Raw genomic sequence first — 20942 nt, forward strand, 5'->3', positions numbered from 1 at the left:
CCGTCGACGTCCACTGCGGCGCCAGATTCCCGACCGCCAACGCCGTCACCAGGGCCGGCGCCCAGCGGGCGTCGATCGCGGCGGGCAGTCGCCGATTCACGCGCTGCTCACCAGGTCACCAGCGGCGCGAGCCGCTCGAGCGTCGCCGGGCCGATGCCGGAGACCGCGTCCAGGTCCGTCAGGGACTGGAAATCCCCCACCTGCTCCCGGTGCGCGATGATCTTCTCCGCCGTGGCCGGCCCGACCCCGGGCAGCGTCTGCAGCGCACTGCTGTCCGCGGTGTTCAGGTCAACCTCCCCCTCACCCGCGCCGCCGTCCTGTGCCTCTGGTCCCGGGCCCATGGCCCCGTCCGCGGCAGCGCCGGCTCCCGCCTCACCGTCGGCACCACCCACCACCGCATCGTCGCGGGCGTTCGAGTCCACCTCACCGGCCACCGCATGCGCCTGGGCCTGCACGGACTCGAGCTGTTCCTCGGACGTCTGCTCTGACGGCACGAGCACCTGCTGCCCGTCGAGAAGCGGAGCCGCCAGGTTGATCCGCTCGGCCTGTGCGGCAGGCGTGGTCCCGCCCGCGGCGGCGATGGCATCGGCGGTCCGTGCATCGGCAGGCACGGTCACCACCCCCGGCGACCGCACCTCGCCGATCACGTGCACCCGCACCCGGCTCTGGTGCCCACCGTCCTCGTCGGTCGCCTCCCCCTCGCCGTCTGCGGCCTTTCTCGGCTGCTGCCCCGTGGCTCGGTCGCCGCCTGCTGCGGCGCCCTCGGCCTCACCGCCTGCGCCTGCCGACGACGGATCCTCACCTCCACCGGGCCCGTCGCGGTCACCGGTCCTTCCGTCCCCGGCACGGCCCTCGGCCCCGACGCCATGCCGCGCCTGCGTGTCCACCGGAACCGGCTCCGGCGCGGACGGACGCATCAGCCAGGTCACCGCCCACCACGCGGCCACCGCCACCACCAGCACCATGACCGCGCTGCCGACCAGACGCCAGCGGAACACGGGGACCCGCGGCGGTTCCTCCTCCCAGGCCGAGGCCGCCACGGGGTCGTCGACGAACCCGGTGCGCACAGCGCCGGGTGAGGGATCCGGGAAAGGCGAGGGCCCGTCGTCGGGAATCAGACTCTGCTCGGATGCGGGTGCGGACTGCTGCGGCTGTGGACTCATGCGTCCACGGTGCCCTCCCGGACTGCCCCTCTGCCGGGCTCAGGCCTCGTCTGTGGATGGTTCGGCCGGGTCGGTCGCCTGTGCAGGAACGGACGGCTCCTTGGGCGTGTCCTCCCTCGTCGCGACCGACGCGCCCTCGGCACTGGCGTCGACAGCGCCCGCACCGCCGGCCCCGGAGCCGCCGACGTCCGCTGCGTCGTCCCCCTCAAGCAACGGGGTGGCGATCACGCCGAGGCCGCCGAGGCCGAGGTGGGCGGCGAGCACAGCCGGGAAGTCCACCACGGGGATCGGGGTCTGCGAGAACGGCTGCAGGCGTGCGGCCAGTGCCTCCGCGGCAGGCCGATTGCCGTAGCCGTGGACGGCGATCCCGCAGGGCTCCGCCTCGGCCTTGGCCTGTACGGCGGCGGCGATGCGGTCCACGGCGGCGTCCAAGGACCGGGCCCGCTCCACCAGGCAGATCGTCCCGTCGCGCAGCGCCAGCACGGGCTTGACCTGGAACATCGAACCGATCAGGCCCTTCAGCGCGCTGATCCGGCCGCCGCGGCGCAGCTGCTCGAGGTTCGGCACGGTGAACATCACCAGGGACTGCTCGCCGGCGCCCTGCAGGTACTCGACGATCCCCTCGACCGGCAGCCCGAAGCCGGCCCGGACGGCGGCCTCCATGACCATGAAGCCCAGGGCCATGCCTGCGGACCGGGAGTCCACCACCTCGACGGGTATCGACACACGCGTCGCGGCCATCTTCGCGGCCTCGACCGTCCCGGACAGGCCGCCGGAGATGTGCACCGAGACGATCCGCGCGTACCCGGCGGCCTCGAGCTCGCGGTAGGTCTCCTCGAACCCGCCCGGGGACGGGCGGGAGGTCCGCACCGGCAGGTTGGCGGCCAGGGCGAACGGCAGCTCCTGGTGCAGCTCCTCCGAGCCCTCCGTGTAGATCTGCTCCCCCACCATGACGGGCATGGGGATCTGACGCAGCCCCGCGGCCAGCGGGTGCTCCAGCACCGACGACGGGATGGCGGCCGAGGAGTCGGTGACGATCGCCGTGCGGTCGCGGCGCGGCGGCTTCAGACCGTAGCGCACCCGCCCGGCCAGCCGGGACCGGCGGGCACGCACACGCGCCTGGTAGTCCTGTTGCCACTGCAGCACGGACGTCACCGCGGCTCCTCTCCTCGGCCGGCCTCCATCAGCGGATGACGAGGTTGACCAGTTTCGGCGCGCGGACGATCACCTTGACGATCTCGGCGTCACCGATGAACCGCTGGACCTTCTCGGAGGCGCGGGCGGCGGCCTCGAGGTCGGCCTCGGAGATGTCGGCCGGCACCTCGAGGGTGTCGCGGACCTTGCCCTTGACCTGGACCACGGCGGTGACGGTGTCCTCCACCAGGAGGGACTCGTCCACCTCGGGCCACCCGGAGCGCACCACGGACGGGGTGTGGCCGAGCATGACCCACATGTCCTCCGCGGTGTACGGGGAGAACAGGCTGAGCAGCTTGGCGACGGCCTCGGCGGCCTCGCGGACGGCCGGATCGCCGGCGCCGGCGCCGTTGTCGATCTCCTTGCGGGTGGCGTTGACCAGCTCCATGGTCTTGGCGATGACCACGTTGAACTTGCCCTCGTCCAGCAGCTTGGAGGACTCGGCGATGGTCTTGTGGGTGGCCGAGCGCAGCGCGGTGGCCTCCGCGGCGGAGACGTCCGCGCCCACCGGGGCGCCGCCGGCGCGCACGTCGCGCGCCAGTCGCCAGGCGCGGGCGAGGAACCTGCCCGCGGCGGCGGGGGCCACGTCGGCCCAGTCCACGTCGTCCTCCGGCGGCGAGGCGAACACCATGGTCAGGCGGACGGCGTCCACGCCGAAGGTGTCCAGCTGCTCGCCGAGGTCCACGCCGTTGCCCAGGGACTTGGACATGGCCTTGCCGCCGTTGAGCACCTGGCCCTGGTTCAGCAGCGCCGTGAACGGCTCGGTGAACGGCACCAGGCCCATGTCATGCAGCGCCTTGGTGAAGAAGCGGGCGTACAGCAGGTGCAGGATCGCGTGCTCCACGCCACCGACGTACTGGTCCACCGGCATCCAGTCGGCCACGGCCTGCGCGTCGAACACGGCGGTGTCGTCCCGCGGGGAGGCATAGCGGAGCACGTACCAGGAGGAGTCCACGAACGTGTCCATGGTGTCCGAGTCGCGGCGGGCCGGCTTCCCGCAGTCCGGGCAGTCCACGGTGACCCAGGCGTCGGCGGCGGCCAGCGGGGACTGGCCCTTCGGGGCGAGCTGCTCGCCCTTGAGGTCGGTCGGCAGGGTCACCGGCAGCTGCTCCTCCGGCACGAGCACCTCACCACAGTCCTCACAGTGCACCACGGGGATGGGGGTGCCCCAGAAGCGCTGGCGGGACAGCAGCCAGTCGCGCAGGCGGTAGTTGGTGGTGCCGCGGCCGGTGCCCTTGGCCTCGAGGATCTCGATGGCCCTGGCGATCGCGTCGGTGCTCGTCAGGCCGTCCAGCTCGCCGGAGTTGACCAGGATGCCCTCGCCGGCGGTGGCGACGCCAGAGACAGCGGGGTCCTCCTCGCCGGTGTCCACGACCATGCGGACCGGCAGGTCCATGGCGCGGGCGAAGTCGAGGTCGCGCTGGTCGTGCGCGGGCACGGCCATGATGGCGCCGGTGCCGTAGTCCGCCAGCACGTAGTCCGAGGCCCAGATCGGCAGCGACTGCCCGGTCAGCGGGTTCACGGCGGTGCGGCCGAGGTCCACACCGGTCTTGGTACGGTCCGTGGCCTGGCGCTCGATCTCGGAGACCTTCTTCAGGTCCTCGCGGTAGGCCTCCAACTCGGCGCGCCTGTCCTCGGTGACGAGGCCCAGGGCCAGCTGCGAATCCGCGGCCACCACCATGAAGGTCGCTCCGAACAGGGTGTCCGGGCGGGTGGTGAACACGGTGACGACCGGGCCGTCCGCGTCCACCTGGAAGTCCACGTGGGCGCCGGTGGAGCGGCCGATCCAGTTGCGCTGCATGGCGAGCACGCGCTCGGGCCAGCGGCCCTCCAGCTGGGCCATGTCGTCCAGCAGGGCGTCCGCGTACTCGGTGATCTTGAAGTACCACTGGTTCAGCGTGCGCTTGGTGACCTCGGCACCGCAGCGTTCACAGGCGCCGTCCACAACCTGCTCGTTGGCGAGCACGGTCTGGTCCTGCGGGCACCAGTTGACCGGCGAGTCCTTCCGGTACGCCAGGCCGCGCTTGTAGAACTGCTGGAACAGCCACTGGGTCCAGCGGTAGTACTCCGGGTCCGAGGTGTGCAGCTCGCGATCCCAGTCCACGGCGATGCCGTAGCGCTGGAAGGAGTTCTTCTGCGTCTGGATGTTCGCGTAGGTCCACTCCGCCGGGTGTGCGTTGCGCTTGATGGCGGCGTTCTCGGCGGGCAGGCCGAAGGAGTCCCAGCCGATCGGGTGGAGCACGTCATAGCCCTGCTGCATCCAGTGGCGGGCCTTCACGTCTCCCATGGCGAACGCCTCGGCGTGGCCCATGTGCAGGTCGCCGGAGGGGTACGGGAACATGTCCACCACGGTGCGGCGCTCACGTCCGTCCTCGAGGGGCGCGTAGGTGCGCGCGGCCTCCCAGTAGCCGGCCCAACGGGCCTCGACCTCGCGGAACGAGTACTCGGCGTCCTCCGGGATCTGCGGGGTGTCCGGAGTGGGGTTGGATGCGGTCACGCTCGTGGGGTCCTTCGTCGATGGGGTCAGGGGTCAAGCCTGCCCATCCTACGCGTCCGGGCCAGCGGTTTCGCCTCTCCGCTCAGGTCCGCATGCACTCTGCCCGCCTGAGCCCGCCCCCGACGACGGACGCGAGACCGGGGTGCCCGGCCGTCGTCGGGCCTGTCTCGACGGGTCTCGGTCCCGCCGGCGACGGCAACTGGTGAGGACACGCACTCATCCGCCCACGTATCAGCGCATCAGACGGTGAGTCCTCACCAGTCGACGAATCGGGGAGGCGAGGCGGTCCCGGCAGGTGCCCGGCCCGTCGTCGGGCCTGACTCGACGGGTCTCAGCCCCGCCGGCGGCGGCAGACACCCGAGGGGCTCAGTGGGCGAGTTTCAGTCCGATCACGCCGCCGACGATCATCAGCAGGAAGAGGATCTTGAGCGTGGAGACGGGCTCGGCTCCGGTGGACATGGCGTATACGACCGTGAGCGCGGCGCCGATGCCCACCCAGATCGCGTAGGCGGTGCCGACCGGCAGCTCGCGCAGCGCGAAGGCGAGGCCGCCCATGGACGCGATCAGCGCGACGAGGAAGACGAGCGACGGGCCCAGTCTGGTGAAGCCCTCCGACCTGCTCAGCGCGGTGGCCCAGACGGCTTCGAGCGCACCGGAGAGGATGAGGACGATCCAGGACATGTCTGCTCCTCTGGGCCGTCTTGTCGCTGTCCGGGTACGGCACCCCTCGTCCGGGGCCCGCGCGGATCGGCGGGCCGAGATCGAGGGTCGCACGCAGGGCCGATGCGGGCAACCCGGCCCGAGGCGACCGCCGGTGGAACGGGGAGGTCCGCACCCCCCGACGACAACTGGTGAGGACACGCACTCATTCGCCCACCTGGCGGCGCTCCAGACGGTGAGTCCTCACCAGTCGGCGAGTCGGTGAGACGAGTCGGTGAGACGAGGCGGTGAGACGAGTCGGTGAGACGAGGCGGCGAGGCGAGGCGGGCCGGCGTAGCGGGGACGGCCCCCGTCGGACCGGCGGCCTCAGCCGGCCAGGAACCCCTCGAGCAGCGCGGCGCACTCCGGCGCCTTCTCGTAGTGCAGCAGGTGCCCGACGCCCGGCAGCATCGCCAGGGACACCCGCGGGGACACGGCACCGATCCGCTCGGCCAGGGCCTGCTGGGAGGCGGGCGAGCCCATCGGGTCCTCCGTGCCCGCCACGAGCAGCACCGGCAGGGCGAGCCGGTCCGCGCTGTCCACGACGGAGCCGGTGGTGCTGGCCCGGTACGCCTGCGCCAGCGAGGCGCGGGTGGCGAACCGGCTGAAGTGGCGCAGGTGCTGGTCGTGGGTGTGGGCGAGGATGCGCACGTCCGCGGTCTCGGACATCAGCAGCGTGGTGAGCCAGGTGATCGGCCGGGCCCGCAGGATCGCGTCGCCGAGCCGCTCCGGCAGTCTCGCGGCCACCTCGTAGTAGCCCTGCGCCACCCCGGCTGTCAGCCGGTCCACCACGGAGCCGTTCGCGGACAGCGCCGGCTCGGAGATCGGGTTGAGCAGCACCAGGGCGGACCACCGCCACGGGTCCTGGCCCGCCAGGTGCGCCGCCACGATCGACCCGTAGGAGTGACCGAGCAGCACCGCGTCCTCCGGCACCTGAAGCTGATCGACGGCCTCCGCCACCGCACCGGCGTGGTGGGCCACACTGTGCTCGGCCGCCGGGAACGCCGCGGATGCGCCGAACCCCGGCAGGTCGACGGCGAGGATCCGATCGCCCGGCAGGCAGTCGGCGAGCAGGGCGAGCCCGTGGTGGTCCCCGCGGAAGCCGTGCACGAACACGACGGTGCGTGCCGTCGTCCTGCCCTCGGGAAGGTACTCGAACACGGCCACCGGCAGGCAGGAACCGCTGGTCGGGTCGGTGACCTGCACGGTGTGGTGCACCGGCTCGCGCACCGCGGCCCCGGTGAACAGGGACGGGTCGCCGGCGCTCGGCGGACACAGGCGGTCGCGCAGGCGCACCGGGGGCGCCTCGCTCGGGCGGGCTCCGTGGGTCTGCATGCCCGTCAGCCTAACGACGACGGCACCCTCCTCCGGCTCCCGCCTCGCCGGACGCTGGGGCCGCTCCCGCGTCGCCCGCTTCCGTGCGGCCGGTGGGCCTCCGCGGGCTCAGAGGATGCCGGCCGGGTCGAGCCGGAGCCGGATCGGCTTCTGCTCGGCACGCGTGGACGCCGCCGACTTCGCCTTGCGGAGCACGCGCACGGTGGCCTCGGCGGCGGACCACGGGAAGATCAGCAGGGCGCGATGCCGGGCCTCGTCGGCGACCTCGGGCACCGGCCCGATCCACGGCAGCGGTTCCGGCGCGTGCGCACCGGTCGGCAGCTCCTCGCGGCGGGCCTCCTCGACCAGCTCCAGGTACTCGGCCACCGCCGCGGCCTCGCCGGTCACCTCCGCCAGTCGCCCGGCCGGCGGCAGGTGGAGTTCGCGCCGCTCCTGCAGCTGATGGGAGGCGAAGCCGTCCGGGTCCCAGCGGATCAGCGCGCCGACGGTCTCCGGGTGGTCGGCGGTCACCACCGCCACTCCCCCGTCCTGCGCCGGACGCACCAGCGCGGCGGCCGCCAGCCACCGGGACAGCACGCGGCCGGGCACGTCGAGGCCCTCACGGGCGAGCTGGGAGTCGCCGTCCAGCAGCAGCGCCGCGGCATAGCCGCCGCGGGCCACCGGCTCGGCCCCGACGGTCGCCACCACCAGGGCGGGATCGTCCCCGACCTCGGTGAGGATGTGCTCCGAGGAGCTCGAGAGCACCGGCACCTGGGGGAAGGCCCGGCCCAGCTCGTCCGCGGTGCGGTCCACGCCGCGGGAGCCTGCGCGCACCTGCTGGGTTCCGCACTCCGGGCAGCGGAAGCCGCGCTCGCGCACGCCGCACCAGCGGCAGGACAGCTCACCGGTCTGGGCGGCGGCGCGGTCGCGGAAGGACAGCGGCCCGGAGCAGTGGCGGCAGCGGGCGGGCATGCGGCACCGCTGGCAGACCAGCGCCGGGATGAAGCCGGCCCGGGCGACCTGCACCAGCACCGGGCCCGGGGTCCGCCCGTCCAGGGCCTCACGCGCGGCCCGCCAGGCGGCCTGCGGCAGCCGTGCCCTCCGGGCGAACGGGTCGCGGGCGGACTCCCACGAGTCCGCGGTGGAGAGCACGCGCGGGGCCAGCCGACGCTGCTCGGCGCGGTCCACCGCGAGGTGCTGCACCCAGCCGGCGTCCACGAGCCGCTGCAGGGCGGCGGTCCGGCCGAGGCCGGCGAACAGCACACCGGCCCCCTCCTGACGCGCCCGCTGAAGGGCGACCTCCCGCACATGCTGATAGGGAGCACGCGGCTCGGCCAGGGCGTCGTCGCCCTCGTCCCACACCGCGATCAGCCCCAGGCCCTCCACGGGCGCCCAGATCGCCGACCGCGTGCCCACCGCGATCCGGGCCCGACCGGTCAGCAGACGCAGGTGCGCCCGATACCGCGGCGTGTTGCCGTCTTCGGCGGTGAGCCGGGCGTAGGCGTGCTCGCCGACCGTCGCGTCCAACGCCGCGCACAGCCGGGTGAGGTCGCGTTGGTCGGGGACCACCAGCACCACGGAGCGTCCGGCGGCCGCCACGGTCTTCGCCAGGTCCGCGAACACCGCCGCCTCGTCCCAGTCCCCCACGCGGGAGGGCAGCACAGCCGCCGCCCGTGGGGCGTCTCCGGCACAGACGGCGGAGACGAAGGCATGCCCGCCGGCCAGTGCCGAAAGCACTGGCGTCCCGACGACGGCACCGGCCTCCGCCGCGGCCGTCTCCTCGTGTACGGCATCGCCGCTCTCCCCCGCCGCCTCGGCAGGGTCGGCCGCCTCGACATCGGCCTCACCCTTCGCCCGCGTCGCCACCGGCGCATCCAGCTCCGGCTCGGCGAGGAACTCCTTCTCCACCTGGGCCACACGCGGCGGCACGGCCACGCGGAGAACATCCGAGAGGACGCCGGCCTGGCGCACCGCCACGGCCCTCGCCAGCGCGAGCACCGGTGGAGTCAGCGGCGGGACCTTCGTCACCACGGTGCGCAGCGGCACGAGCTGGGCTCCGGTGGCAGGCTCCTCGACCCGCTCGATGAGCCAGCCGGTGAGGTCACGGCCGCCGAAGCGGACGGTGACCCTGGAACCGGGCACGGCCGCCTCGTCCAGCGACGGCGGCACGAGGTAGTCGAACTCCCTGTCCAGGTGCGGGACGGCGGAGTCCAGCACCACCTTCGCCACCGGCAGCTGCGGCCAGCCCTCGGCGGACTCCGGCAGCGCGCTGCGCTCCGGAGGGTCGGGCAGGGCGAACAGGGCCTCGCTGATGGCGGGCTCCCGTCAGAGGCCGGCGGCGGCGCGCAGCCTGTCCACGCGGTCCAGGCGCTCCCAGGTGAAGTCCGCGTCCTCACGGCCGAAGTGGCCGTTGGTGGCGGTCTTGCGGTAGATCGGCCGCAGCAGGTTCAGCTCGTTCACGATCGCCAGCGGGCGCAGGTCGAAGACCTCGTTCACGGCGTCGATGATCGTCGCCTCCGGGACCGTGTTGGTGCCGAAGGTGTCCACGTAGAGGCCCACCGGGCGGGCGGATCCGATGGCGTAGGCGACCTGGAACTCGGCGCGGTCCGCCAGGCCTGCGGCCACCACGTTCTTGGCCACCCAGCGCATGGCGTAGGCGGCGGAGCGGTCCACCTTGGACGGGTCCTTGCCGGAGAAGGCGCCGCCGCCGTGGCGTGCCATGCCGCCGTAGGTGTCCACGATGATCTTGCGGCCGGTGAGGCCGGCGTCGCCGACGGGACCGCCGATGACGAACTTGCCGCCGGGGTTGATGATGATGCGGGTCGCAGAGACGTCCAGTCCCGCGGCCTCGATGACCGGACGCACCACGTGCTGCTCCACGTCCCGGCGCAGGGTCGGCTGGTCCACCACGTCATGGTGCTGGGTGGAGACCACGACGGCCTCGATGGTCTTCGGGCGGTGGTGCGCGTCGTAGCCGATGGTCACCTGCGTCTTGCCGTCCGGCAGCAGGTAGGGCATGGGCGAGTCCACCATCGTGCGCACCTCGGTCAGCCGTGCGGAGAGCCGGTGGGCCAGATAGATGGGCATCGGCATGAGCGTCGGCGTCTCGTTGGTGGCGTAGCCGAACATGATGCCCTGGTCCCCGGCGCCCTGCACGTCCACGGCGTCCGCGGAGCCGTACTCTCGGGTCTCAAGCGAGGTCATGACGCCGGTGTGGATATCCGAGGACTGCTGGCCGATGGAGATGTTGACTCCGCACTGGGCGCCGTCGAAGCCGTTGGCCGAGGAGTCGTAGCCGATGTCCAGGATCGTCTTGCGGACGATCTGCGGGATCTCGACGTAGGCGCTGGTGTTGACCTCTCCGGCCACCTGCACCAGTCCCGTGGTGGTCAGCGTCTCCACGGCGACCTTGGCGGACGGGTCCGCCGCGAGCAGGGCGTCCAGGATGGCGTCTGAGATCTGGTCGCAGATCTTGTCCGGATGACCGGCGGTCACAGACTCGGACGTGAACAGGCGCAGGTCGCCGCCGCCGACTCCGCGGTAGGGGGCGTGAGCAGACGTGGTGGAGGTCGAATCGGTCATGCGGACGATTCTAGTGTCCGCTGAGGACACGCTAGAGCGCGAGCGTCATCTGCTCCACGACGAGCCGTGCGGCATCCGTCTTGTCCCCCGCGCGGGAGACCGGCTCGCGACCGTCGGCGAAGAGCACGGTCACCTCGGTCTCGTCCCTGCCGAAGACCCTGCCGGCGCCGACGTCGTTCACCACGAGCATCTCGCAGCCCTTGCGGGCGAGCTTGGCCTGCGCGTACTCGAGCACGGAGGACTCGCCGTCCCCGGTCTCCGCGGCGAAGCCGACGATCAGCCCCGGCATGTCCGCGCCCGCGGCGCGCTCGGCCACCGCGGTGGCCAGCACGTCCGGGGTGCGCTCCAGCACGAGGGTCGGCGAGGAGCCGTCCTCGCCCTTCTTGATCTTGGTCTCGGCGACGTCCACCGGCCGGAAGTCCGCCACGGCGGCGGCCATGACCAGCGCGTCCGCGCCCGGGGCATGCTCCAGCACGGCCTCGAGCAGCTCCTGCGTGGACTCCACGTCCACGACCTCGGCGCCGGCCGGTGGCTGTGCGGTCATGGCGGCCGCGATCAGGGTGACGTCGGCACCGGCGGCGAGGGCCTGCTCGGCGATGGCCACGGCCTGCTTGCCGGAGGACCGGTTGCCCAGGTAGCGCACCGGGTCCAGCGGTTCCCGGGTGCCGCCGCCGGTGATCACCACACGACGCCCGCTCAGGGGTCCCGACGACGGTCGGTCTCCCGGGATGCCCAGGGACCCTGGGGCGTCGGGAACGGTGGGGTCCGACGTTGCGACGGAGGTGGCGGACGCCGGTGCCGTCGTCGCGCCCTCCTGGGTGACGGCACGGCCGCGGGATAAGGCCAGGGCGTCCGCGGCGAGGGCCTGGGCTGCGGCCCAGATGTCCTCGGGCTCGGGCAGGCGACCGGGGCCGGAGTCCTTGCCGGTCAGCCGGCCGACGGCCGGTTCCAGCACGGTGACGCCGCGGCGGCGCAGGACGGCGACGTTCTCCTGGGTGGCCGGGTGCAGCCACATCTCCGTGTGCATCGCCGGGGCCACCAGGACCGGGCAGGTGGCGGTCAGCAGCACGTTGCCCAGCAGGTCCGGTGCCATGCCGACGGCGGTGCGTGCCAGCAGGTCCGCGGTGGCCGGTGCGACGACGACCAGCTCGACCTCGCGTCCGAGACGGACGTGACGGACCTGGTCGACGTCGTCGAAGGTGTCCGTGCTCACCGGGTGGCCGGAGAGCGCTTCCCAGGTGGCGCGGCCGACGAACTCCTCGGCATGGACGGTGGGCACCACGGTGACCTCATGTCCCGCCTCCGTCATGAGGCGCAGCAGCGAGGCCGACTTGTACGCGGCGATCCCACCGCCGACGCCGAGGACGATCCGCATGGGATCAGGCGTTCTCGGAGTCCTTGGAGGACTCCTCGGCGGACTCGAGGTCCTCGGCGGCGCCGAACGGGTCCTCCTCACCGGGGAGGGTGAAATCACCGAACTCCTCGGCGGCGAAGTCCACGGCGGCGGCCTCCTCGGTGGCCTCGCGGGAGACCAGCAGGTCCGACTCGATCTCGCGCAGGGCGATGGAGAGCGGCTTCTCGTTCAGCTCGGTGTCCACCAGCGGGCCGACGTACTCGAACAGGCCCTCGTGCAGCTGGGAGTAGTAGGCGTTGATCTGACGGGCGCGCTTCGCAGCGAAGAGCACCAGGGCGTACTTGGAGTCGACCCGCTCCAGCAGGGAGTCGAGGGGCGGGTTGACGATGCCGGCGTACTGATCGGTCACGGATTCTCCAGTCGTTGCGTGGCGTGGATGCGCGCGGGGCGCATGGGGTCTTCGGGGCGAGCCGGGGCGGTCCTGTCAGGGCGGGGCCCTCAGGCGCGCGGGTCCAGTCCCATCAGGCGGACCAGCTCCTTGGCGGCGCTCTCGACGCGGTCGTTGACCACGACGGCGTCGAACTCCGGCTCGGCGGCGAGCTCCAGTCTAGCGGTTTCGAGGCGGCGGCGCTGTTCCTCCGCCGACTCCGTGCCGCGGCCGGTCAGGCGTCTGACCAGCTCGTCCCAGCTCGGCGGGGACAGGAACACGAAGGTCGCCTCCGGCATCGCCTCCCGCACCTGGCGTGCGCCCTGGAGGTCGATCTCCAGCAGCACGTGCCGGCCGGCGTCCACCGCCTCCTGCACTCTGTCCCGGCGGGTGCCGTAGCGGTGCACCCCGTGGACCACCGCCCACTCGAGCATCTGGTCCCGCGCGACGAGGTCGTCGAACTCGTCCGCCGTGACGAAGAAGTAGTGGACGCCCTCCTCCTCGCCCGGCCGGGCGTCACGGGTGGTGGCGGACACCGAGAGCCACACCTGAGGGTAGTTGTCCCGGATGTAGGCGGAGACGGTGCCCTTGCCCACGGCGGTGGGGCCGGCCAGCACGGTCACTCCGGGGCCGGTCAGCGGATCCTTGCGGCTCGGCCGTGCGCCCGGGACGGCGGGCGGCGGGCCCATGGAGGGGTTCTCGGTCACGGTGTGCTCCTTCGTGGCGTTGCGGCCGGTCGCCGCGGTTGCCGCTCCCCTGCCCCGACGGTGAGGGAGCGTCCGGCTCAGCGGCCGATGTAGGCGATGAGGGCCTCCCGCTGGCGACGGCCGACGCCCTTGAGGCGGCGCACCGGGGAGATGCCGCAGACCTCCATCACTCGCCGGGCCCGGATCTCACCGACGCCCGGCAGGGCCTGGATCAGGTCGACCGTGCGCAGGCGTCCGACGGCCGGGTCCTCGTCCGCCCGGGCGAAGACCTCTTGCAGGGAGACCCTGCCGGCAGCGAAATCGCTCTTCAGCTCCGCGCGCTGCTGACGGGCACGCAGCGCCTTCTGCCTGGCCTCGGCCCGCTCTTCCACGCTGAGTTCGCGCAGTGCCATGGAAAACCTCTCTCGATGCTGTGGCTGTGGCAGGTTCTTGCGGAATCTGAGAGCCACTGTAGTTCAGGTCAGACATCAGACCGATGTCGATGCGAAAAAGTATCACCGGGGACACGGACCGTCACGCACCACGGCCTGTGCATGTCATCCCTGAAGGTCAGACAGGTTCGTGCGGAGTGCCTCCGCCAGCCCGGCGACGGTCGGCCCGGCCCTCAGGATGCCCCGGGAGCTCGTCGCCAGCACGGCAGGCCACGCGTCGGCGAAGCCGCTGCGCATGCCCTCGGCCGTCGCGCCCTGCGCCCCGTAGCCCGGTGCCAGCAGGGCACCGCGCACGGCGGACAGGTCGATGCCGAGCTCACGGGCCCGGTCCGCGACCGTCGCGCCGACCACCAGGCCGACCGGGCCCAGACGGTCCTCGCCTGCCCTGAGCGCGTTCTCCGCGGCCGCGGCGGCAACGATCCGGGCCGCCACGCTGCCGCCGGCGGCCCCCCGCGCGGCCTCTGCGGGCCGGGAGCCCGCCGAGGCGGGGGGTGCAGACGGGGCGGCCGAGCCGTCGTCGTGCCCCACGTGCTGGACGGAGGCGCCCTCCGGGTTCGAGGTGAGCGCCAGGACGAAGACGCCGCGGCCGGTTTCCGCCGCCAGGTCCAGGGCCGGACGCAGCGACTCGAAGCCCAGGAACGGGCTCAGGGTCACAGCGTCGGCGGCCAGCGCAGAGCCGTCGGCGAGCCAGGCGGCGGCATAGCCGGCCATGGTCGAGCCGATGTCCCCGCGCTTGGCGTCGGCAATAGTGAGGATCCCGGCCTCCCGGGCCTCGGCGAGCAGCCGTTCCAGCGCGGCCATGCCGGCAGAACCGTGGCGCTCGTAGAGCGCCACCTGCGGCTTCAGGGCGGCCACCAGCGGGGAACCGCCTCCGGCCGCAGCCTCCAACGCGGTCAGGGAGAACGCCTCGAGGCCGGCCGCCGTGTCGTCGAGCCCCCAGTCCTTCAGCAGGCCCGGGTGCGGGTCGATGCCCAGGCAGAGCGGACCGACGGACTCCATGGCCGCCGCCAGGCGGGCCCCGAACGGGACCCGCCCGGCGATGCCGACGCGCGCGGTCCCCTCCGCAGTCATGCCCGAGCCTCTGCGGCGGCGCGCTCCCCGGCCTGATCGTCCAGCGCGGTCTGCAGACGCGACTCGTGCTCCTGCAGGGAGGTCACGGACCACTCGAACTGGCGCTGGGCCTCGATCGCCTGCAGGCAGGCCCCGAACTCGGCCGTGGTCGTGATCACCGGCACGCCGAGCGAGGTGGCCGCGGCACGGATCTCGTAGCCGTCGGTGCGGGCGTCGCCGCCGGAGGGCGTGTTCAGCACGAGATCGACGGTGCCGGCGTGCAGCTGCTCCAGCACGGTGCCCGCGCCGTCCTCGTGCCCGGCGTCGGCGATCTTCGCCACGACCTCCGCGGGGATGCCGTTGCGCCGCAGCACCTCGGCGGTGCCGCCGGTGGAGACCACCTGGAAGCCGAGGTCGACGAGGCGCTTGGCCTGGCCCACGAGGGTGCGCTTGTCCCGATTCGCGACCGACACGAACACGCGCCCCGAGGTGGGCAGCGGGCCGCCGGCGGCGGACTGGGACTTGGCGAACGCGGTGTCGAAGTGCTTGTCGATGCCCATGACCTCGCCCGTCGAGCGCATCTCCGGGCCCAGCAGCGAGTCGACCACGCGGCCCTCCGCGGTGCGGAAGCGGGTGAACGGCAGCACGGCCTCCTTGACCGCCACGGGCGCGCCGATCGGCAGGGTGCCGCCGTCGTAGCGGGACGGCAGCACGCCGGCAGCGCGCAGATCGGCGATGGTGCGGCCCACGCCGATCAGCGCGGCCGCCTTGGCCAGCTGCACGCCGGTCGCCTTGGAGACGAACGGCACGGTGCGGGAGGCGCGCGGGTTCGCCTCGATCACGTACAGCACATCCGAGGCGAGGGCGAACTGGATGTTGATCAGGCCGCGCACGCCCACGCCGGCGGCGATCTGCTCCGTGGCGGTGCGCACGCGATCCAGCACGTCCGGGCCGAGGGTCACCGGCGGGAGCACGCAGGCGGAGTCGCCGGAGTGGATGCCGGCCTCCTCGATGTGCTCCATGATGCCGCCGAGGTACAGCTCGCTGCCGTCGTAGAGGGCGTCCACGTCGATCTCGATCGCGTCCTCGAGGAAGCGGTCCACCAGCATCGGCTGGTCCGGGGTGATCTCGGTGGCGTGCTCCACGTAGGAGGCCAGCGCCTCCTCGGTGTACACGATCTCCATGCCACGGCCGCCCAGCACGTAGGACGGGCGCACCAGGACCGGGTAGCCGATCGCGTCGGCCACGCGCTTGGCGTCCTCGAAGGACACGGCGGTGCCGTTCTTCGGGGCGATCAGACCCGCGTTGTCCAGCACGCGGGCGAACTCGCCGCGGTGCTCGGCCAGGTCGATCGCCTCCGGCGAGGTGCCGAGGATCGGCACGCCGGCGTCCGCGAGCTCCTGGGCCAGCTTCAGCGGGGTCTGGCCGCCGAGCTGCACGAAGACGCCCAGCACGCCGCCGGAGGCCTCCTCGGCCGCGATGACCTCGAGGACGTCCTCGAGGGTGAGCGGCTCGAAGTACAGGCGGTCCGAGATGTCGTAGTCCGTGGACACCGTCTCCGGGTTGCAGTTGACCATGACGGTCTCGTAGCCGGCTTCCCGCAGGGCCATGGTGGCGTGCACGCAGGAGTAGTCGAACTCGATGCCCTGGCCGATCCGGTTCGGACCGGAGCCGAGGATGATCACGGACTTCGACTCGTGGGGCTCCACCTCGGTCTCGAGGTCGTAGCTGGAGTACCGGTACGGGGTGAAGGCCTCGAACTCGGCGGCGCAGGTGTCCACGGTCTTGTAGACCGGGCGGACGCCGAGGGCGTGGCGGACGCCGCGGACCACGGCCGGGTCCATGTGCCGCAGCTGACCGATCTGGGCGTCGGAGAAGCCGTGGCGCTTGGCGCGGTGCAGCAGCTCCGCGGTGAGCTGGTCGGCCGTGCGGACCTCGTCCGCGATCTCGTTGATCAGCATGAACTGGTCCAGGAACCACGGATCGATCGCGGTGGCCTCGAACGCCTGCTCCAGGGTGGCCCCGGCGTAGAGGGCCTGCTGGGTCTGGGCCAGGCGCTCGGTGGTCGCGGTGCGGGCGGCGCCCAGCAGGGCGTGCGGGTCCGCCTCCTGATCGAACGACAGCTCGGTGCCCTTCTGCTCCAGGGAGCGCAGCGCCTTCTGCAGGGCCTCGGTGAAGTTGCGGCCGATCGCCATGGCCTCGCCCACCGACTTCATGGTGGTGGTCAGGGTCGGATCCGCGGCCGGGAACTTCTCGAACGCGAAGCGCGGAACCTTCACCACCACGTAGTCGAGCACGGGTTCGAAGGAGGCCGGGGTCTTGCGGGTGATGTCGTTCGGGATCTCGTCCATGGTGTAGCCCAGGGCGAGCTTCGTGGCGATCTTGGCGATCGCGAAGCCGGTCGCCTTCGAGGCCAGGGCGGACGAGCGGGAGACGCGCGGGTTCATCTCGATGACCACCACGCGGCCGTCCTCCGGGTTCACCGCGAACTGGATGTTGCAGCCGCCGGTGTCCACCCCGACCTCGCGGATCACGTTGATCGCGATGTCGCGGAGCCTCTGGTATTCGCGGTCGGTCAGGGTCATCGCCGGGGCGACGGTGATGGAGTCGCCGGTGTGCACGCCCACCGGGTCCACGTTCTCGATGGAGCAGACCACCACGACGTTGTCGTTGCGGTCGCGCATCATCTCGAGCTCGTACTCCTTCCAGCCGAGGATGGACTCCTCCAGGAGCACCTCGGAGGTCGGCGAGTACTGCAGGCCTGCGCCGCAGATCCGGTGCAGGTCGGCCTCGTCGTAGGCCATGCCGGAGCCGAGGCCGCCCATGGTGAAGGACGGGCGGACCACCACCGGGTAGCCGAGCTCCTTCACGGCCTGAAGGGCCTCGTCCATGGTGTGGACGATCGCGGAGCGGGCGGACTCGCCCCCGGAGCGCTCCACCACGCCCTTGAACTTCTCGCGGTTCTCGCCCAGTTCGATGGCGTCGATGTTCGCGCCGATGAGTTCGACGCCGAACTTCTCCAGCACGCCGTCCTTGTCCAGGGCGATGGCCGTGTTGAGGGCGGTCTGCCCGCCGAGGGTCGGCAGCACCGCGTCCGGGCGCTCCTTCTCGATGATCTTCGCGACCACCTCCGGGGTGATCGGCTCGACGTAGGTGGCGTCGGCCAGCTCCGGGTCGGTCATGATCGTCGCCGGGTTCGAGTTCACGAGGACGACGCGGACGCCCTCCTCCTTGAGCACGCGGATGGCCTGGGTGCCGGAGTAGTCGAACTCTGCCGCCTGGCCGATGACGATCGGTCCGGAGCCGATGACCAGGACGGAGTTCAGGTCGGTGCGCTTGGGCATGGGTCAGGCTCCTTCGGCGGTGCGGGCGGAACGGGAGTCGCGGTGCTCGGTGAGCAGGGCGACGAAGCGGTCGAACAGGCCGAGCGAGTCGCGCGGACCGGCGGTGGCCTCGGGGTGGAACTGGACGGAGAAGGCCGGGCGGTCCAGCAGGCGCAGCCCCTCCACGACGTCGTCGTTGAGCGACCAGTGGGAGACCTCCACGCGGCCGTAGCGGGATTCGGGCGCCTCGACGGCCTCGCCGCGCGGGGCGTCCACGGCGAAGCCGTGGTTCTGGGAGGTGATCTCGACGCGGCCGGTCTCCTTGACCATGACCGGCTGGTTCGGGCCGCGGTGGCCGAACGGCAGCTTGTAGGTGCCGAAGCCCAGGGCGCGGCCGAAGATCTGGTTGCCGAAGCAGATGCCGAAGAACGGCAGGCCGGCGTCCAGGACCTCGCGGAGTGTCTGAACCTGCCGGTCCGCGGTGGCCGGGTCACCCGGACCGTTCGAGAGGAACACCCCGTCCGGGTCCACGGCCTGGATGGCCGCGAAGTCGGCGGTGGCCGGCAGCACGTGCACCTCGACGCCCCGGGCGGCGAGGTGGCGCGGCGTGGCGGCCTTCATGCCGAGGTCGAGGGCCGCGATGCGGGCGACCGGCTCGCCGGCCCAGCCGTGCTCGGCCGGGGACACGACGTAGGCCTCGGCCGCGGAGACGGTCTCGGCGAGGGACTGGCCCTTCATGGACGGCTGGGAGCGGACCTGTTCCAGCAGCTCGGCGACCGGGCGCTCGGCCTGCTCGCCGGAGAACACGCCGGCCTTCATGGAGCCCTCGGTCCGGAGGGTGCGCGTGATCGCGCGGGTGTCCACGTCCTGGATGCCGACGATGCCCTGTGCCTTCAGCTCCTCGTCGAGGGAGCGCTCGGAGCGCCAGTTCGAGGGGCGGCGGGCGGCGTCGCGGACGACGTAGCCGGCGACCCAGATCGCTCGGGATTCCCTGTCCTGCGCATTGACGCCGGTGTTGCCGATGTGCGGTGCGGTCTGCACCACGATCTGGCCGGCGTAGGACGGGTCGGTCAGGGTCTCCTGGTAACCGGTCATGCCGGTGGTGAACACGGCCTCTCCCAGGGTGGCGCCGCGGGCGCCGTAGGCGCGGCCGCGATGGACTGTGCCGTCCTCGAGCACGAGCAGCGCGGGGTCGGTGGTGGGGCTCATCGGGCGTCCTCCTGTGCGGCACCGGTGGTGGCGGTGCGGTCGATGATGGTCTGCAGGGCGTCCAGCAGGGCGTGGCGGTCCTGCGGGTCGCGGGGTCGGAAGGCGGTGGTGACCTCGGTGCCCCCGAGGTCCCAGGTGAAGGCGACCAGTCCGTCCGGTTCGACGAACTTGCCGACCATGCCGCCGGTGGTGCCGCACTCGCGGAGCGCGGCGGCGGGCACGAACACGTTCTCCACCCGCGGGCGGAGCACCACAGCGCCGGCGTGCTCTCCGAGGGTGTGCACCTCCAGGCGCGCGTCGGAGCGGATGCCGAGGTCATGGGCGGCGACGCGGTCGAGGCGGTCCTGACCCAGCACCGTGCCCACGTACATGCCCTGGGCTCCGGCGGCGGGCTCGACCTCGTAGAGTGCGGCGGGCACGGCTTCCGGAGCGGCGATGCCCGACTGGCGGCGCTTGCGTGCGGTCCACCCCCACAGGAGCAGTCCGACCAGGACGACGATGACCCCGAGGGTCCAGGCGATGATCGAGACGTAGTGCTCGGAGTAGTCCTTGAGCGGGGAGGCCGGCGGCACGGGGCGCACGCCCGAGGCCAGCAGCACGGCCTGGCCGGCCGCGAGGGTCGTCGGGCTCACCGGGCCTCCTCCACCGGGGCGTGGCGGAACGGCTCCGCGAGGACGCCGTCGGCCACCACGCGGCGGCCGCGGTAGAAGGTGTGCACCGTGCGGCCGGGCAGTTCGCGGCCCTCATAGGGGCTGTTGCGGGACTTGGTGGTGTGCGTGGCGGGGTCCACGACGCAGCGCACGGCCGGGTCCCAGAGGAGCAGGTTGGCCACGGAGCCGACGACCGGGGTGCCGTCCTCCTCCACGTTGCCCTGGTCCTCCAGGCCGGCGATGCGCGCCGGGGTCGCGGACATGACGCGGGCGACGCCGGCCCAGTCCATCAGGCCGGTCTCCACCATGGCCTCCTGCACCACGGGCAGGGCGGTCTCGAGCCCGGTCATGCCCATGGCCGCCACGGTCCACTCGCACTGCTTCGTCTCGGCGGTGTGCGGGGCGTGGTCGGTGCCCACGGTGTCGATGGTGCCGTCCGCCAGCGCGGCCCGCAGGGCGTGCACGTCCTCGTCACGGCGTAGCGGCGGGTTGACCTTGAACACCGGGTTGTAGGAACGGACGAGCTCCTCGGTGAGCAGCAGGTGGTGCGGGGTGACCTCGGCGGTGACGTCGATGCCGCGCTCCTTGGCCCAGCGGATGATCTCCACGGAGCCGGCCGTGGACACATGGCAGATGTGCAGACGGGACTCCACATGCTGGGCGAGCAGCACGTCGCGGGCGATGATCGCCTCCTCGGCGACGGCGGGCCAGCCGGCCAGGCCGAGGACGCCGGAGAGCTCGGACTCGTTCATCTGGGCACCGGCGGTGAGCGTCGGCTCCTGGGCGTGCTGTGCCACGAAGCCGCCGAAGGCCTTCACGTACTCGAGCGCGCGGCGCATGAGCACGGCGTCGTGCACGCACATGCCGTCGTCGGAGAACATGCGCACCTTCGCCTGGGAGTCGGCCATGGCACCGAGGTCGGCCAGGGACTGGCCGGCGAGCCCGACCGTGACGGCGCCGACCGGGTGCACGTCGCACCAGCCGGAGGCGCGGCCGAGGCGCCAGACCTGTTCCACCACGCCGGCGGTGTCCGCGGTCGGGGTGGAGTTCGCCATGGCGTGGACGGAGGTGAAGCCGCCCATGGCGGCGGCGCGGGTGCCGGTCTCCACGGTCTCTGCGTCCTCCTTGCCGGGCTGGCGCAGGTGGGTGTGCAGGTCGACCAGGCCCGGCAGCAGGACCAGGCCGGCGCAGTCGATCGTCTCGACGTCCCGGGACTGGTCGGCGGCGCAGGAGTCCACGGCGGCCACGCGGCCGTCGGCGACGAGCACATCGGCGCTCCCGCCGTTCGGGAGGGTGGCGCCGCGCAGCAGGACGGGGGCGTCGGTGGTGGTGGCGGTCATGC

The 20942-nt window shown here is 72.5% G+C and carries 16 protein-coding genes and 1 riboswitch; all 16 genes read right to left on the reverse strand.

Annotated features, from left to right (window positions below; translation table 11 throughout):
* Window positions 1-107: 107 nt before the first annotated feature.
* Window positions 108-1163 carry a helix-hairpin-helix domain-containing protein gene (locus CEQ11_RS08270; RefSeq protein WP_088478296.1) on the reverse strand — a complete coding sequence of 352 codons (1056 nt, stop codon included), beginning with the start codon at window positions 1161-1163 and terminating at the stop codon, window positions 108-110.
* Window positions 1164-1202: 39 nt separating this feature from the next.
* Window positions 1203-2318 (reverse strand): DegV family protein, encoded by a 1116-nt coding sequence (locus CEQ11_RS08275; protein WP_088478297.1) that lies wholly within the window; start codon window positions 2316-2318, stop codon window positions 1203-1205.
* Window positions 2319-2346: 28 nt separating this feature from the next.
* Window positions 2347-4854, reverse strand: coding sequence for a leucine--tRNA ligase (gene leuS, locus CEQ11_RS08280; protein ID WP_088478298.1), 2508 nt, complete (start codon window positions 4852-4854; stop codon window positions 2347-2349).
* 366 nt (window positions 4855-5220) lie between these two features.
* Window positions 5221-5535, reverse strand: a complete 315-nt coding sequence (locus CEQ11_RS08285; protein ID WP_067191604.1) for a multidrug efflux SMR transporter — start codon at window positions 5533-5535, stop codon at window positions 5221-5223.
* 9 nt (window positions 5536-5544) lie between these two features.
* Window positions 5545-5614: riboswitch (guanidine-III (ykkC-III) riboswitch) on the reverse strand.
* A 266-nt stretch (window positions 5615-5880) separates the two neighbouring features.
* Window positions 5881-6888 carry an alpha/beta fold hydrolase gene (locus CEQ11_RS08290; protein WP_088478299.1) on the reverse strand — a complete coding sequence of 336 codons (1008 nt, stop codon included), beginning with the start codon at window positions 6886-6888 and terminating at the stop codon, window positions 5881-5883.
* A 108-nt stretch (window positions 6889-6996) separates the two neighbouring features.
* Window positions 6997-9087: a primosomal protein N' gene (locus CEQ11_RS08295; RefSeq protein ID WP_227718810.1), complete on the reverse strand. Its 2091-nt coding sequence runs from the start codon at window positions 9085-9087 to the stop codon at window positions 6997-6999.
* A gap of 105 nt (window positions 9088-9192) precedes the next feature.
* Window positions 9193-10449, reverse strand: coding sequence for a methionine adenosyltransferase (metK, locus tag CEQ11_RS08300; RefSeq protein WP_087133383.1), 1257 nt, complete (start codon window positions 10447-10449; stop codon window positions 9193-9195).
* 31 nt (window positions 10450-10480) lie between these two features.
* Window positions 10481-11824, reverse strand: a complete 1344-nt coding sequence (locus CEQ11_RS08305) for a phosphopantothenate--cysteine ligase family flavoprotein (RefSeq protein ID WP_088478300.1) — start codon at window positions 11822-11824, stop codon at window positions 10481-10483.
* A 4-nt stretch (window positions 11825-11828) separates the two neighbouring features.
* A complete protein-coding gene (rpoZ, locus tag CEQ11_RS08310) occupies window positions 11829-12212 on the reverse strand; it encodes a DNA-directed RNA polymerase subunit omega (RefSeq protein WP_088478301.1) in 384 nt (127 codons plus the stop codon).
* Between the two features lie 89 nt (window positions 12213-12301).
* Entirely contained in the window at window positions 12302-12919 is a 618-nt protein-coding gene (gene gmk, locus CEQ11_RS08315; RefSeq protein ID WP_088478987.1) for a guanylate kinase, read from the reverse strand.
* A gap of 95 nt (window positions 12920-13014) precedes the next feature.
* Window positions 13015-13329, reverse strand: coding sequence for an integration host factor, actinobacterial type (gene mihF / locus CEQ11_RS08320; RefSeq protein WP_088478302.1), 315 nt, complete (start codon window positions 13327-13329; stop codon window positions 13015-13017).
* 144 nt (window positions 13330-13473) lie between these two features.
* Complete coding sequence (gene pyrF, locus CEQ11_RS08325) at window positions 13474-14439, reverse strand: orotidine-5'-phosphate decarboxylase (protein ID WP_102957511.1); 966 nt, start codon at window positions 14437-14439, stop codon at window positions 13474-13476.
* On the reverse strand, window positions 14436-17762 hold the full coding sequence (carB, locus tag CEQ11_RS08330) for a carbamoyl-phosphate synthase large subunit (protein ID WP_088478303.1): 3327 nt from the start codon (window positions 17760-17762) through the stop codon (window positions 14436-14438). Before carB ends, pyrF begins: the two co-directional genes overlap by 4 nt.
* Window positions 17763-17765: 3 nt before the next feature.
* Window positions 17766-18950, reverse strand: a complete 1185-nt coding sequence (gene carA / locus CEQ11_RS08335; protein WP_088478304.1) for a glutamine-hydrolyzing carbamoyl-phosphate synthase small subunit — start codon at window positions 18948-18950, stop codon at window positions 17766-17768.
* Window positions 18947-19582 carry a hypothetical protein gene (locus tag CEQ11_RS08340; RefSeq protein WP_227718811.1) on the reverse strand — a complete coding sequence of 212 codons (636 nt, stop codon included), beginning with the start codon at window positions 19580-19582 and terminating at the stop codon, window positions 18947-18949. Before CEQ11_RS08340 ends, carA begins: the two co-directional genes overlap by 4 nt.
* A complete protein-coding gene (locus tag CEQ11_RS08345) occupies window positions 19579-20940 on the reverse strand; it encodes a dihydroorotase (protein WP_067189472.1) in 1362 nt (453 codons plus the stop codon). Before CEQ11_RS08345 ends, CEQ11_RS08340 begins: the two co-directional genes overlap by 4 nt.
* Window positions 20941-20942: the final 2 nt, after the last annotated feature.

Origin of the sequence: Micrococcus sp. FDAARGOS_333, from assembly GCF_002206575.2 — a bacterium.
Classification (GTDB): Bacteria; Actinomycetota; Actinomycetes; order Actinomycetales; family Micrococcaceae; genus Micrococcus; species Micrococcus lylae.

Bases quoted from the DNA above. Each gene is read 5' to 3' on its own strand.
- CEQ11_RS08270 (WP_088478296.1), bottom strand. From the start codon at position 1,163: ATGAGTCCACAGCCGCAGCAGTCCGCACCCGCATCCGAGCAGAGTCTG.
- CEQ11_RS08345 (WP_067189472.1), bottom strand. From the start codon at position 20,940: ATGACCGCCACCACCACCGACGCCCCCGTCCTGCTGCGCGGCGCCACC.
- CEQ11_RS08305 (WP_088478300.1), bottom strand. From the start codon at position 11,824: ATGCGGATCGTCCTCGGCGTCGGCGGTGGGATCGCCGCGTACAAGTCG.
- gmk (WP_088478987.1), bottom strand. From the start codon at position 12,919: ATGGGCCCGCCGCCCGCCGTCCCGGGCGCACGGCCGAGCCGCAAGGAT.
- pyrF (WP_102957511.1), bottom strand. From the start codon at position 14,439: ATGACTGCGGAGGGGACCGCGCGCGTCGGCATCGCCGGGCGGGTCCCG.
- CEQ11_RS08290 (WP_088478299.1), bottom strand. From the start codon at position 6,888: ATGCAGACCCACGGAGCCCGCCCGAGCGAGGCGCCCCCGGTGCGCCTG.
- metK (WP_087133383.1), bottom strand. From the start codon at position 10,449: ATGACCGATTCGACCTCCACCACGTCTGCTCACGCCCCCTACCGCGGA.
- CEQ11_RS08285 (WP_067191604.1), bottom strand. From the start codon at position 5,535: ATGTCCTGGATCGTCCTCATCCTCTCCGGTGCGCTCGAAGCCGTCTGG.
- carA (WP_088478304.1), bottom strand. From the start codon at position 18,950: ATGAGCCCCACCACCGACCCCGCGCTGCTCGTGCTCGAGGACGGCACA.
- mihF (WP_088478302.1), bottom strand. From the start codon at position 13,329: ATGGCACTGCGCGAACTCAGCGTGGAAGAGCGGGCCGAGGCCAGGCAG.
- carB (WP_088478303.1), bottom strand. From the start codon at position 17,762: ATGCCCAAGCGCACCGACCTGAACTCCGTCCTGGTCATCGGCTCCGGA.